This is a genomic window from Burkholderia sp. Ac-20345, from assembly GCF_017104825.1.
Lineage (GTDB): Bacteria > Pseudomonadota > Gammaproteobacteria > Burkholderiales > Burkholderiaceae > Burkholderia > Burkholderia lata_B.
Genome location: NZ_JAAGPO010000003.1, coordinates 103,696 through 116,900 on the forward strand (window position 1 = coordinate 103,696; position 13,205 = coordinate 116,900).

The window sequence follows — 13,205 nt, forward strand, 5'->3', positions numbered from 1 at the left end:
CTGTCAACGCTCGCTCAACGCACGGAGATTATCGGCGTTGTAGAAGCTCGGCTTGTAGTGTTGGTCCGCCGACGAGTCGACCGACCACTTTGCGTCCCGTCCGGCCGCGAGCATCGAACCGTCCACGAGGTACCGGCCATCGACGAGGTTGTATTGAGCGAATGCGAGCGTGTCGCAGCTTCCCGTCTCATACACCGGAATGACGTAACCCTCGCGAACCTTCGAGATGTTCCCCTGTGCATCGTAGTCCACCGCGCCGAGGTAGCTCCAGCTGTCTTCGTCGACGTAGAAGAGGCGCTTGGGCGCGGTATGGCGCATACCCTGCTTGACGGTGGCTTCCACGACCCACACGCGATGGAGTTCGTAGCGCCGCTTCGACGGGTTCACGAAGTCAGGGCCGTACGCATCTTCGAATTTGTCTGAGAAGTCGTACATACCGAGGTCGTTATAGGTAACGATCATTTCCTTCTTGCCGAGCAGCTTCCAGGAGAATCGGTCCGTCTGGCCGGAGAACACCAGCGCTTCATCCATGTTGTACTGGTTGTCGAAGCCGATCTGGGGCGCGTCGTACGCATACGACGGCATGCGACGGGTTCGGCGCTGGCCCGGGAAGTAGTAGAAGACTTCGGTCGGCTTGCCGGCATAGGTCGTAAAGATCGCGGCCTGGCCGGCAATGGCCGCCGGCGACTTGTACGCGTAGTAGGCGTTTCCTTCGACCTGATTGACCTTCGCGAACGTCGTGCCGGCCTTGTCACCCCACGGCTGGTAGATCCACGCGTCGGAAACGTTCTTGATCCAGTCGGACGCGCCCTTCCGCGGGGAGACGACGGTGATGATGTCGCGCATCTCGACGCCGGCGCCGCGGTAGTGCAGCTTCGCGTTCCACATCACTTCCGCGCCGGTCTTGGGCGCAGGGAACGGGTAGCCGGGAAGATGGGCATCGGCGAGTTCCGACCCGTCCGCGGACATCTTCGCGAAGCCCGCGTTGTTCTTCGTATTCTCCGCGACGAAATCGGGGACGCCACACGTGCGCCGCGACGGGTACACCGGCATCGTGAAGCCCTTCAGGTTCTTCAACAGTGCAATCTGGCCCGGGTTGAGCTTGTCCGCGTACTTGTCGACGTTGCCGGCGTCGATCGTATACAAGGGTTTGTCGGACTTGTATTTGAAGAAATCCGCGCGGCGCTTGCCGTAACTCCAGCCGGCCCCGACGTTACCTACGGGCGTCCATGCGGGAATGCCGCTCGCGGTGCCGGCGACTTCGGCGCCCGATGGCGTATGAGATGAATCCGTACCTTCCGCGAGCGCGCCGGTCAAAGACATCGCGACTGCGGAAGCGATGACGGACAATTTCGCTGCCGATCGGATGAGCGAAGCAGATTTCTTGAAAGAATGAGTCTTGACCACGGCTATCTCCTTGACCTTGACCAGGTGACGTGCGCCCGCCAAAGGGTTGTGCATAGGTGAATACGGATGAAGGTACCGATAGTCCTGTCCGTTTATTAGCTATGCGAAATGAATTGGGGTGTGCTTGTACTTTGTTTTGTTGAATCACCGAACTCCAGGTCGTCGCTATAACGTAGAAGTTCGTATCGTCCGGCGCCTGGGTTAGGCGCCGGACGGTTTGTCAATACATGCAGCTATTGGGTGCCTACCAGGGCCGGATGCGGCTTGTTCGACCGGGCCGGCTTCGTACGCGCCACTTTTGAACGGCTTCTGGCTTCCGGCTTATGCCGGGACCGACGAGAAGTATTCGGCCGGCTGCGCGTGCCATCCTGCCCAGCGCTTCTCCCAGTAGAGGTTGTGAATCTTCTCGGAGATCGGGCCGGGGCCGTTGCGGTTGCCGAGCGGCTGATCGTCGATTGCGCTGACGGGCATGATCCCGCCTGCCGACGACGAGGTGAATGCTTCGTCAGCCTCGCGCAGCTGGGTCGCCGTGTACTTGCCGATGTTCACCTTGAGGCCGAGCTCGGCGGCGATATCGAAGACGCTCTGGCGCGTGATGCCTAGCAGGCAGCCTTCGGCAGGCGTGAAGAGCTCCCCGTTCTTGATGAAGAACACGTTCGCACCGGCTGCTTCGGTGAGGTTGTCGCTTTCGTCGACGAGAACCGCCCAGTCCTTCTCCTGCGTCATCGCTTCGAACAGCGCGAGCTTCATGTCCATCCAGTGGAAGTTCTTGGCCGTGGGATCGACTGCCTTCGCGGAAATACGGTTGTACAGCTTGCTGATCAGCAGGTTCGAGCCTCGCGTGCGGACCTCATCGTCGGCCTGGAAGAAGAACGGCACGGCAAACGCGAACATGGCGTTCTTCATTGCGCCGCGGTCGCGGCGATCGACGCTCAGCGGGCCGCGGGTGACGCACCACCAGACGTACGCATCCTTCAGGCCGGCGTTGCGCACGAGGTTGTGGAGAATCTCCTTGACCTGCTCGCGATTGAACGGATTCTCGAGGAAGAACTTCGCCGACGACTCTTCCATGCGCGTGAGGTGATCGTCGAGCCGGAAGAAGTTGCCTCGCGAGACGGTGACGACATCGTAGGCCGCGTCGGCGTGCAGGAATCCCGCGTCGACGAGCGGGACGGTCGCTTCGGTGATGGGAACGTAATTGCCGTCACAAAAGGCGCTGCCATCTTCGTAGCGGGGTTCATGCGGAGCGCGAGCATGCAGCGGGTTCTCGTGCATGATCTGCTGGACTTGAATGATTGCCATGGTAATTACCTTTCGCTCCCGAGGGAGTGTTGTCGTTCGATGTTGACGTCAAAAGCGACCGGATCGCGGTGCGCTTCTTTGCGGATTGCTTACTTCCTGGCTATCCGGCGTGAAGTCTGCCATATGACTTGATCAAATGACCGTGTAGTAGAAAGTATTGCTCGAAAAATTCCTTGTCGATGAAGGTTAACCCTCTGTGAGGCCTGCCTGGATACGTGAGCGGCGAGCAGACCTTTGTCTGCCGGCCGTGATGGTCGAATGTCCGTTTCGGCAGACCAAACCGATCCGCCTGGGAAAAGTGGCTTCGGCGTGTCGCGAGCTTCGCCGGAAGCCGCCTCGTGGTTTCGTCTCCATCATCATCGGGTCACACCCGCTGCAGATATTTTGCAGCGGCATGACTGTTCGTTCCCTGAAGCGTCTTACTTTGGCGGGCCGGTGGCAATACTGATTATTACCGAGTCATGTGACTTGGCCAAATGATCAAAAAAGACGATAGTATGGATCCTCCCGGGCGATCCAGAAGACTGAAGACTCGCCCTCGATACCAACTGACATGGAGCGAGCAGATGCCGATTTTCGAAGCAGACCATCTCCGCAAGGCGTTCATAGGCGGCCGTTGGGTAGAGCCTGCGAACGGTGGCGTAGAGCACGACATCATCAACCCGGCGACGGGCGAAGTCTCCGGCGTGTTGCTGTTCTCTGACGAAGCCGATGTGAACCTGGCCGCGGAGGCGGCGCGCGACGCCTTCGCGGCATTCTCGAACACGCCCCTCGTTGAGCGGCTCAAGCTGCTCGAGCGCGTGATCGGTGCATACACCGAGCGGTTGCAGGATATGGCCGACGCAATCACGCTCGAGATGGGCGCGCCGATGGACGCCATCTCTCGCCCGCTTCAGGCGGCGCTGGGGCTCTGGCACCTCCATACGACCCTGGAAGTTGCGAAGCAGTATCCGTTTGAACGAACCCAGGGCACGTCGCGGATCGTCAAGGAGCCGGTGGGGGTGTGCGGGTTGATTACGCCCTGGAACTGGCCGATGAACCAGGTCATGTGCAAGGTGGCGCCGGCGCTGGTGGCGGGTTGCACGATCGTGTTGAAGCCCAGTCAGAATGCACCGTACTCGGCCATCGTTCTTGCCGAGATCCTCGAGAAGGCCGGCGTACCGCCCGGCGTATTCAATCTCGTGCAGGGCGCCGGTCAACGCCTGGGCAGGGCGATTGCATCCAGTCCGCTCTTTGACATGGTGTCGCTGACGGGTTCGACGAGCGCTGGCGTGGAGGTCGCTCAGGCCGCTGCGACGACGATCAAGCGGGTGACGCTGGAGCTGGGCGGCAAGTCGGCGAACATCATTCTGGATAGCGAGAACTTTCAGCAGGGCGTCACGCACGGGGTGCTCCAGATGATGGCCAATTCCGGCCAGACCTGCACCGCGCCATCGCGCATGCTGGTGCCGGCGCATCGGCTCGAAGAGGCGGAGCAGATCGCGGTCGCTGCATGCGGGCAGGTCGTCGTCGGTGATCCGCGCGATCCCGGTACGACCATGGGGCCGATGGCGAACCAGCGCCAGCATCAAAAGGTGCAGGAGATGATCCGGGTGGGAATCGACGAGGGCGCGATGCTTCTATCGGGTGGGCTCGGCAATCCCTCCGGGCTTGAGCGAGGCTACTACGTCAAGCCGACGGTGTTCAGCCGCGTGAACAATCGCATGAAGATTGCAACCGAGGAGATTTTCGGCCCCGTATTGGTGATCATCCCCTATCGGGATGAATCGGACGCCGTCACCATCGCCAACGACTCGCCGTACGGATTGTCCGGCTACGTCTATGGAGACTCGATCGAACAGGCGGAGCGCGTCGCCAGAAAATTGCGGACGGGGATGGTGCATTTGAACGGCGCGGCTGTCGATATCGCGGCGCCGTTCGGTGGGTACAAGCAATCCGGCAATGGACGAGAGTGGGGCTACGCCGGTATCGAGGAGTTCCTGGAGACGAAGTCGATGTTCGGCGCGACGCCGGGCGCCGTCAGCTAGCGGGAATCGACGACGGGCGTCCGGCGGTATGCGGACGTCCGTCTACGGAAAGGTGGCAAGGTCGAAGCGTGCGATGAGGCGGAGCGCTGACGGGGGCTGTCGGGCTGCCGGCTATGGGTGCAATGACGCGCCGTGTCGACGCTCAAGCCTGTACCGTCGAGCTCGAGAGGGAGGTGGCAAACGCCTCCAGCGCTGAACTTGCATGATCCAGGTTCGCCCTGAGCTGGCGGATATTCGTGTCCCCGTGCCAACTGTTCAGCAATCCATCGATCAGGATGATGCTCATTCTGGCGACGGATTCAATCGCGTCATGGTTGACTTGTGGCGCGCACTTGCCGAGGTAAGCGATCGTTCGCTCGATCGTCTGGACATAGGTTTTCAACGCGAAATCGGGGCGATGACGCTCTGCCCACTGGATCAGTTCAGACTGTGCGCGGGCGTACGAGGGATGCTGCACGAGCCATTCGACCATCTTGCGCAGCTGCCATCCGGCGAGTTCGCCGAAAGAATGAATTTTGCTGTCAGCGGGGGCATTCGCTGCGAGAAGGTCGAACAGGGATTCGTAAACCGCATCGAACAGATCGTCCTTGGTATGGAATACATAATGCAGCGATGCCAGAGGGCAGTTTGCGGCTTCAGCGATTCGCCGCGTGGTGGCTCCGGCAACGCCGTGCGCGGCGATGACTTCGACGGCAGCGTCAACAAAATCTTGTCGCCGCAACGCAGCGCGAACTCTTGTCATTGGTAAACTCCGGTACCCGAAAATCCTCTTCCGTTCACGTCATACACAGGTGTAGTGTTTATCCGTGATACATGGTCAAGTGACCATAACGCTCGCGAATTATGTCGGCTTCTTGAAAGTTTGTCCATGAATGAGCCGGGCCACGGGTGCCCTGAATATTCAGTTCGCTTGGTTGAGCTGATTTTGGAAAATGTGATCGATTGACTTGATCATTTGATCGGTAAACGTTAAGCAGACAAAGAAGCGCTGTCGATGGAGGTAAACCCGTGAGCGCGAGAGCGGCAACGTAAGACCGAGGGCCGCCTGCCGGGAGCGTCAGGTTTCGATGCGATTGGAAACGGGCTGCTTGGTCGCAGCCCGTGTGGATTTTCGGCGGTGCCCATCACCTCGCGTCGCACGTGCGCGGCCGGACGCGCACATCGGTTCGTGAAAGCACCTTCGAGCAGCGCTAGCGAGTAGGGCGGCGCACGGGACAAAGCTGAAAATGTCATGCGCCGCGCACCGTGCGGTCATTTAGAATAGGCGACGTGACGCTGCCGCCGTGAGGACACCGGGGAGCCGGTGCCTCGGGGCAGGTGGCAGGAGCTTATTGCTTCCGTACCGACTTGCGAGGGGGCTTGGCGGCAGGGCGAGCGTCCAGAAGCGTCGTCGCATAGGCGGCCAGCATCTTGCTGGCGTGGTCGACATCGGTGGCCAGACGCTTCGAATCTTCCTGGGCAAACCACGAGAAAAGCAGTCCGTCGACCAGGGCAATGCTCAGCCGCGCGATGGCATCCAGCGCCTTGGCATCCGCGCGAGGCTCGGCGGCGGCCAGCATGGAACGGGCACCTTCCTGGGATATGCGAAGGGCGCCAATGGCCATGTCGGGCTGATGTCTGAGCGCCCACGTGTACAACTCTGATTGAGTCTTCGCGTATGCCGGGTTTGCTTCGAACCAGGCCATCACGGAGCGCAGGTTGAACTCCGCCAGTTCCGACAGGGTGCCGTGCTCCGGCGCCTCCGGGCTATCCGAGCGGATCAAGTCGATCAAGGACTCGTAGACCGCGAATAACAGCTCGTCCTTTGAGTGAAAGACGTAGTGCAGGGAAGCCAGTGGGCACCCTGCGGCCTCGGCGATGCGGCGGGTCGTGGCACCCTTCACACCGTGCTCTGCAATCACCGCGACAGTCGCCGCTACGAGGTCCTGGCGGCGGACTTCAGCCCGTACTCTCTGCATTGGCCAGAGCTCCGTTTTATGTCTTCGTCCAAAGGTGCTACCCGTACAGGGTAGTCGAATCCTCGGATATTAGCATGACGATGGACGGCATTTCGCAAGCAACGCAAGGCGTTGTCCTGCACGGATGGTGTGCCGCCATGGCGGCGCGGGAAAAGTCGTTCGCAGGGACGTGTTGCGCGTGATCGCAGCATCGGTGCATCGCGGTGCCCGGCAAACATCACGAAGCCGACGCGACTCGGCAGCCTGCTTCGGGAACCAGGGGCGCACTCATTCATTGGGCATCCGCCCGGCTGATCAAGCGGTGCTCCGTTTGTCTGGCGGCGTTTGCGTTCCGGTTTCGATGCTGCTGTCTCGGGAGATACGCAAATGCGGTGACCGACGTGCGTCCGCGAAAAGGGCAGCCACGCGTCGCGCGGAATGGTCGCAACTGCGTTGGCTTGTACGGTGCCTTCATGAGGTGGCTAATGGAAACTCCGTATTCCAAATGTCCTGTCGAGGCATAAGATTCGTGCCTGTGGATACGTGGTCATTTGATCAAGTCAACTTGTCTGCACCGCTGACGTGACTTTGGGTATCTCTTGGTGCAGCGAAATCCCCGCTCCGGGGCATGTGTTTCGCCACCGGGCGTGTCAGCCGCAATACAGGGAAGGATGATCACTTGAATCGGGTTGGCATGTGCATTGCTTTGCGGTCATATGACCAAGTCTCGTGATCTTGTTTGTTGACTTGAACGATGAATCTCTCCTGGTGGTGTGGTCAACGACAACGATAGGGAATGCGAATGAGCAATTTGATTGCTGTCTTGGGCCTGGGGGCGATGGGGTCTGCAATTGCCACCTCCCTGATTGCGGATGGCGAGAAGGTCGTCGTCTGGAACAGAAAAGCGGAGAAGGCGCAGCGAGTGCTTGAACTGGGCGCACGCGTTGCCGATAGCGCCACGGCAGCCTGCGATCAGGCAGACGTCATCGTCGTCGTGACGGCGACACCGATTGACCTCGCGGCGGACTTCGAGGCGCTGGGCGAGCGGCTGAAAGGGAAAGCGGTGGTCAATCTGGCAACGGGGCGCCCATCCGAGGTCCAGGTACTGGATCAAATCGTGACGGGTGCTGGCGCAAAATTCATCAGCGGAACAATCCAGTGCTTCCCGCCCGATATCGGCCGTGAGAGCGCCGTCATCCTTTTGGGTGGCGACGAGAAGATCTGGAGCGAGGTTGAGCCTCTGCTTCGAAAGATTGCGCCGCAATCCACCTACGTCAGTGCCAGACCCGATGTGCCGAACGTGCTCGATGCAGGGTTGACGGGCACCTTCGTTTTCGGCGCTGGCGCAGCCTTCCTGGAAGGTCTCAGATTCGTGGTGAATTCAGGCATTTCGATCGACGAGATTCGCGACCTGATCCCAACTTATATCGCCGGTCAGACCCACTTCATCGAAGGTCTGTTCGAATCCGTGGCGGCTTCAGACTATCAACCACGAGGCGCAGATCTGGATATATACGCGCGGGCCACCGGACTGTTTCAGCAAGCGCAGGAAGATATCGGGCAGCCGCCTCGAATTCTGAAGGCGCTACGCGAGCGAATCCTGGCGTCCATTGCAGAAGGCAGTGGTGACCGAGGATACGCTGCACTTTTCAATCATTGACACCTGTTGGAGGAAGTACCATGTCGTTGCAACGCCTTTCAAGCGATAGCACTCCTGAAGATCTTGCGAACGCAGTTCGCCAGGATGGTGGAGCGATCGTCAAGAACTTTCTCGATTCCGACTTGCTCGCGCAGATCCAGCGGTCGCTCTTTGACACGCTCCAGTCCGCTCCGAACGGAGTAGACGATTACTTCGCCGGTACACAGACGCGTCGGGTCTCGCGCCTCTTTGCGCGTACCGACTGGATGGCTGAAGTTGCGTTGCATCCGCTCTATCTGGGCGCGGCGCGCAACATCCTGCAGACGCCGATCAAGATCTGGAGCGGCGAAAACCAGGTCGACATCGCTCCCGACATTCAGGTGGGCGTGACGCAAGCCATTCAGATCCTGCCGGGTCAAGGCCTTCAGCCGTTGCATCGTGACGATTCCGTATGGCTTTGGCGGCACCCGAACTATGGGCGCGAGGCCCGGTTCCAGGTCATGGTGGCGGTATCCGACTTTACGGCGGCAAACGGCGCCACGCTTGTCATTCCGGGTAGCCACAAGTGGGACGACGAGCGCATGCCCAAGCAGGAGGAAGCCGTTTCCGCGGAAATGTCCGCCGGCGATGCGCTGTTCTTCATCGGCTCCACCTATCACGGGGGCGGAAAGAACACCAGCGATGCACCGCGCACCGGCCTGACGATGTCGTATGACCTGGCCATCCTCCGGCAGGAAGAAAACCAGTACCTCACGTTGCCCATCGAGCGCGTGAAGCGCTATCCGGAAGAACTGCAGCGCCTGCTCGGCTGGACGTACGGCACGACTTTTGCCGGCTTCGTCGAGCGTAACGGTCAAATGTCGGATCCGAATGACCTGTTGAAAATGAAGGATTTCCTCGAGGTCGGGCACTTCGATTAACGGTCGGGATGGGTGATGGGATCCTGGCCCGGTTTTCACACGGAAATCGGGTGATTCCATCACCTGAAGGCATCGTAGTCGGTCGACGGGATGCAATAGGTCGGTGAAGAACGGGCAATTGTGAAATTGCGATTTTTCGGTTGGATGAAGCAGTCTTCGAAACAGTGCCAGTATGGATGCGAGCAAGAGGGCGATTCGATGCCTCGTCGCGATTTCGCATTCGTGCAAACGACAAGGAGTCGATCGTGAATTACGAAATCAAGGGAATCCGAAAAATCGCGCTGCTTTATACAGGGGCCGTGGTCTGGACGCCCACCTACCTGCTTCCGTTCAACATCGAAGAATCGATGGCCCGGTTCGGACTGTCAGAAAGCACCGCTGGATGGCTTGCGTCCGCGGTACTGCTCTGTCTTGCGCTTTCCATCATCATTTTCGGTCGTCACATGGCGACGTTGAACAAGAGAACGGGGGCGCTCGCTGCGGCAGCGCTTGCCGTTCTGTCGACGTGTGCGATGTTTTCGCATAATTTTTATGTATTCGTCGCTGCGAAACTGGTTCTCGGCGCCGCCTTGGGCGTCAGCTGTGTTTGCGCGTACGGGGTGATTGCACACGTCAAACACCCGGAGAAGGTCGCGGCTCAAGTCGCTGTCGCGATGGCCATCATATTTTCCTGTGCGATGTACGTCGTCCCGATCGTGAATGTGAAGATGGGCAATATCGGTGTGGATGCCGTCCAGCTTGCCGTTGTCGCGGTGGCGCTGTTTTTCGGCGCGTTCATGCATCCTGCCATCAACGCAAGCGAGGAAAAGGTCGCGAAGGACGCCATCAAATCCAGTGACGTCCGAGGGATTCTGATCAGCGCATTCTTCATCTACGTCTCGCAGACGGCCCTCATGGGATTCGCCGCAGAGGTCGCTGCAACCCGAGGCGTTGAAGCGGAGCAACTCGGCATGCTGTTCATGGTCAATGCGGCCTTCCAGTTGCCGGTGGGGGTAGCGGTCAACTGGCTGGGCGATCGTTTTGGCCTGTTCAAACCGATCGCCTTTGGGCTCGCGCTGCTGATCGTATGCAGCCTGGGCATGTATTGCGTGGGCGGCAGGTGGGCGTTTCTCGTGTCGACTGCCCTCATCAGTGCCGGTGCGACGCTGGTTGCCCCTTATATGGTGGGGGCACTTTCACAAATGGATGCCAGCGGAAGAAGCACCGCGACCTGTGCGTCGGCAATCAATCTTGGCCTGGCGGTGGGCCCCGCGATCGCCGGCATGGTGTTCAGCGCGGCCGGCTTGCGTGCGGTCGGCTGGCTGTCCGTCGGGTTGCTGGTGGTGCCGATCTTTCTGACCAGCGTGGCGATCCGTCAGCTCAGGTCGCGACATTCCGAGGCAGCTATCGCTTGACGCGTGAGGCGAAGCGATCAGCTTGCCGCGCGAACGCGCCCCGGCCCTTGCGGGTGCCCGAGGCGGCGCCGGCCGCCTGACATGCCGGTGCGAAACCAACCTGTGCCGGTCTCGTCTTCTCGCGTCGAGAGGTGATGCCAAGTGGGTATCGACGTTGGCAAGCGCGATGGTTACTCAAATTCTTGACGATCATTGGAATGTGTCATGGAACTCAAATTTTATCTTTATTGCCTTGCCGATCTTGCGTTGATAACGACTTCACTCGTCTATGGCGTGAAGCTTCTCAAGCGGCGCAACGGCCTGCTCGGATTCGAGTGGCTGGTGACGACGTTCTCGGCATCGAATTTGATGCTCAATGCGCTGACCGGCGAGCACGCATTTCTCAGTACCTCGCTTTTTTGCGATGCATTTTCCAGAGGTTTCGGCGTACCTGTCATCACTATCGTTGGCATGATGGCTGTTACGCACCGACATAAACCATCGATTTTCACTGACGTCTTGTATGTGGTGGGCGCGCTGGCGGGAACCGTCGTTGTGTGGACGGCAGACTTCATGGTTGAGCCCAAGCCGTATTTCTATCTGGTGATGTGGTCCTTGTTCTCGGTGTATCTCGTGTACGTCGTCGGGAAGCTGCTGCGAATTGGCGACAAGCGCAACGCAGTGAGTGTGATCGTGGCACTGGTCGCCACGCAGATTATTGCGAGCACCTATGACTTCTACCCTATACCTGGTGACCATGATCACATGATCTTCTATATCTTCGCGTTGCTTTCCTGGTCTTACCTGTCCGTCTCGCTGTATTACGCCTATTGCGCGCTGGAGCGCGCGCAGGAAAAAGCAACGAACCTCAATCGACGCTACACCATTGGCAGCCTGGAACGAAATCCGCAGTGATTGCCGCACGGCCAGCGGAATGCCGTTGGATCTTCATGCGGGAAAACGGAGATGGCTACTTCAATCGTGAGCTATCCCGCCGTGGAGGGGGCCATTTGATTGCGAGCAATATCTTGCCACCCACGCCGCGCTCTTACGGGCAGCGTGGGGCGAATTTGGCCTGCAGTCGGTGGAGGTTCTGTTTCCGGTGTCAGGTCTGCGGCCCTTCGGCTGCGGAACGGGATACGGGTCGGGTTGTATCTAACCCCGGTCCGCGAGCGGCTTCCTGAAACATTCAAACACGGCGGCCAGCTCATGTTGACCGTGGCCCTTGGCGACGGCCTGCTGGAGTCGCGCCAATACTTCCTGCGGGTAGCTGCTGTCCGTGCCACTTTCCTGGCTGAACGCCACCAGCTGTCCGATACCCGCGGCCCAACTGTCCAGGGTGGCCTGCGACCCTGAGTAATTCCCTTTCTTGATCATCTGTACGCACGTCTGAAGCGTATCCTCGACGAAGGGACGACGCGCCAAGGCAAGTGACAAGTAGGTGTCGAGGGAGATGCCTTCGGCGTCACACACGGCGGCGCCGTAGAGAAACCCGAGCGCGGCCCCCAGGGAGAACGAACCCACAACTGCGCCATCGAGAATGGCGGCATTCTCGAATCGCTCCCCAACGAACAACGCATGTCCACTCAGGTTCGCCAGGGCAGGTCGCAGGGCTTCGAAGGTCGAACGCGAGCCGGCATACAGAATCGATCCGTCCGGCGTGCCGATATCCTTGGGGTAGCAGCCGATGGTGCCGTCCAGGTAAGCCACGCCGTGTTCCTTGGCCCATTCCGCAGCATCTCGCGCGTCCTCCGGCGTGCCCGTCGTGAGCTGGATGATCGTTTTGCCTTTGAGACGGGCCGCGACGTCCGGCGTGCGCAGCAACGAGTCGGACGCGCCATAGTCGAGTACGCAAACGATCACGGCCTGACTCGCATCGATCGCCTCCGCGGCTGAGTGTGCGACCTGGGCGCCAACCTCGCCAAGCGCCGCGGACTTGCTCGCCGTGCGGTTCCAGACGGTGACGCGATGATTGGCGGCAAGCAATGCCTTGGCCAGGGCCGCTCCCATTGCGCCGAGACCAATGACGGATATTGCCTGCGCCGTTACGGTATTTGCCATCACAAAACTCCTTCGAATCGGGTATATGAAACTTCAGAAGAGGACTTGCTTTGCACAGCGAGGAACAGGGGTGCCCGCCGTCGACCGCCACCGATCGCATGTGGCAGGAACCTGTCGTTGCCCTGCCTGCTTGCCCGGCAGCCGCGTCGAGATGCGCTCGATCAGCACCCTGCCGTAGTCGGTCTTCCACATCGCATCGGTCGACTCGGCGCCGATGAAGCGTGGTTCGATCGCGTTGGCGGATGCGGTGGATCCTGGATGGTTTCACGCGAGAAGTGCCATCCATCGACGTCGGGCAACGACGGATCAATCCGCGACGAATGCTTTAACCTGCGTGGGTTCGAGACGTTGGATGAAGCCACGACGATCATCGAGGCATGGCCCCTGAATGACCTGCCAACGATGGTTATCCTGGCTCTTCTCCGAAAGAAGCAGCACCAGCCGAATTCGCCTTTCAGCTGGTGCCTTGGTCGGATCCGGCTGGATCCGAAATGCTGTAAAGCGCGCTCCAGATCTGGCGCGGAAAACCCGTGCCGATC

At 59.6% G+C, this 13,205-nt stretch carries 10 protein-coding genes; 5 read left to right on the forward strand and 5 right to left on the reverse strand.

Going from position 1 to position 13,205, the window contains the following annotated elements:
- Positions 1-3: 3 nt before the first annotated feature.
- Positions 4-1,323, reverse strand: a complete 1,320-nt coding sequence (locus G3O06_RS02635; protein ID WP_241019468.1) for a DUF1329 domain-containing protein — start codon at positions 1,321-1,323, stop codon at positions 4-6.
- A gap of 405 nt (positions 1,324-1,728) precedes the next feature.
- The gene (locus G3O06_RS02640; protein ID WP_205814862.1) at positions 1,729-2,709 is read right to left on the reverse strand and encodes an aminotransferase class IV; all 981 of its coding nucleotides are present in this window, start codon (positions 2,707-2,709) and stop codon (positions 1,729-1,731) included.
- Positions 2,710-3,275: 566 nt separating this feature from the next.
- Between G3O06_RS02640 and G3O06_RS02645 the strand changes: the two genes are divergently transcribed.
- Positions 3,276-4,736 carry an aldehyde dehydrogenase family protein gene (locus G3O06_RS02645; protein WP_174986902.1) on the forward strand — a complete coding sequence of 487 codons (1,461 nt, stop codon included), beginning with the start codon at positions 3,276-3,278 and terminating at the stop codon, positions 4,734-4,736.
- A 142-nt stretch (positions 4,737-4,878) separates the two neighbouring features.
- Here G3O06_RS02645 and G3O06_RS02650 read toward each other — a convergent pair whose 3' ends face one another.
- Both G3O06_RS02650 and G3O06_RS02655 read right to left on the reverse strand, forming a co-directional pair.
- Entirely contained in the window at positions 4,879-5,478 is a 600-nt protein-coding gene (locus tag G3O06_RS02650) for a TetR/AcrR family transcriptional regulator (RefSeq protein ID WP_174986900.1), read from the reverse strand.
- A 586-nt stretch (positions 5,479-6,064) separates the two neighbouring features.
- Positions 6,065-6,694, reverse strand: coding sequence for a TetR/AcrR family transcriptional regulator (locus tag G3O06_RS02655; RefSeq protein ID WP_174997488.1), 630 nt, complete (start codon positions 6,692-6,694; stop codon positions 6,065-6,067).
- Positions 6,695-7,475: 781 nt separating this feature from the next.
- Between G3O06_RS02655 and G3O06_RS02660 the strand changes: the two genes are divergently transcribed.
- From G3O06_RS02660 to G3O06_RS02675, 4 genes are all read left to right on the forward strand, one after another.
- Positions 7,476-8,333 (forward strand): NAD(P)-binding domain-containing protein, encoded by an 858-nt coding sequence (locus G3O06_RS02660; RefSeq protein WP_241019469.1) that lies wholly within the window; start codon positions 7,476-7,478, stop codon positions 8,331-8,333.
- Between the two features lie 20 nt (positions 8,334-8,353).
- Positions 8,354-9,232, forward strand: a complete 879-nt coding sequence (locus G3O06_RS02665; protein WP_205814864.1) for a phytanoyl-CoA dioxygenase family protein — start codon at positions 8,354-8,356, stop codon at positions 9,230-9,232.
- Between the two features lie 245 nt (positions 9,233-9,477).
- On the forward strand, positions 9,478-10,626 hold the full coding sequence (locus G3O06_RS02670; protein WP_346779479.1) for an MFS transporter: 1,149 nt from the start codon (positions 9,478-9,480) through the stop codon (positions 10,624-10,626).
- Between the two features lie 204 nt (positions 10,627-10,830).
- Positions 10,831-11,520 (forward strand): hypothetical protein, encoded by a 690-nt coding sequence (locus G3O06_RS02675; RefSeq protein WP_174957492.1) that lies wholly within the window; start codon positions 10,831-10,833, stop codon positions 11,518-11,520.
- A 240-nt stretch (positions 11,521-11,760) separates the two neighbouring features.
- Here the strand turns inward: G3O06_RS02675 and G3O06_RS02680 are convergent, their stop codons facing one another.
- Positions 11,761-12,666, reverse strand: coding sequence for an NAD(P)-binding domain-containing protein (locus G3O06_RS02680; RefSeq protein ID WP_205814865.1), 906 nt, complete (start codon positions 12,664-12,666; stop codon positions 11,761-11,763).
- Positions 12,667-13,205: the final 539 nt, after the last annotated feature.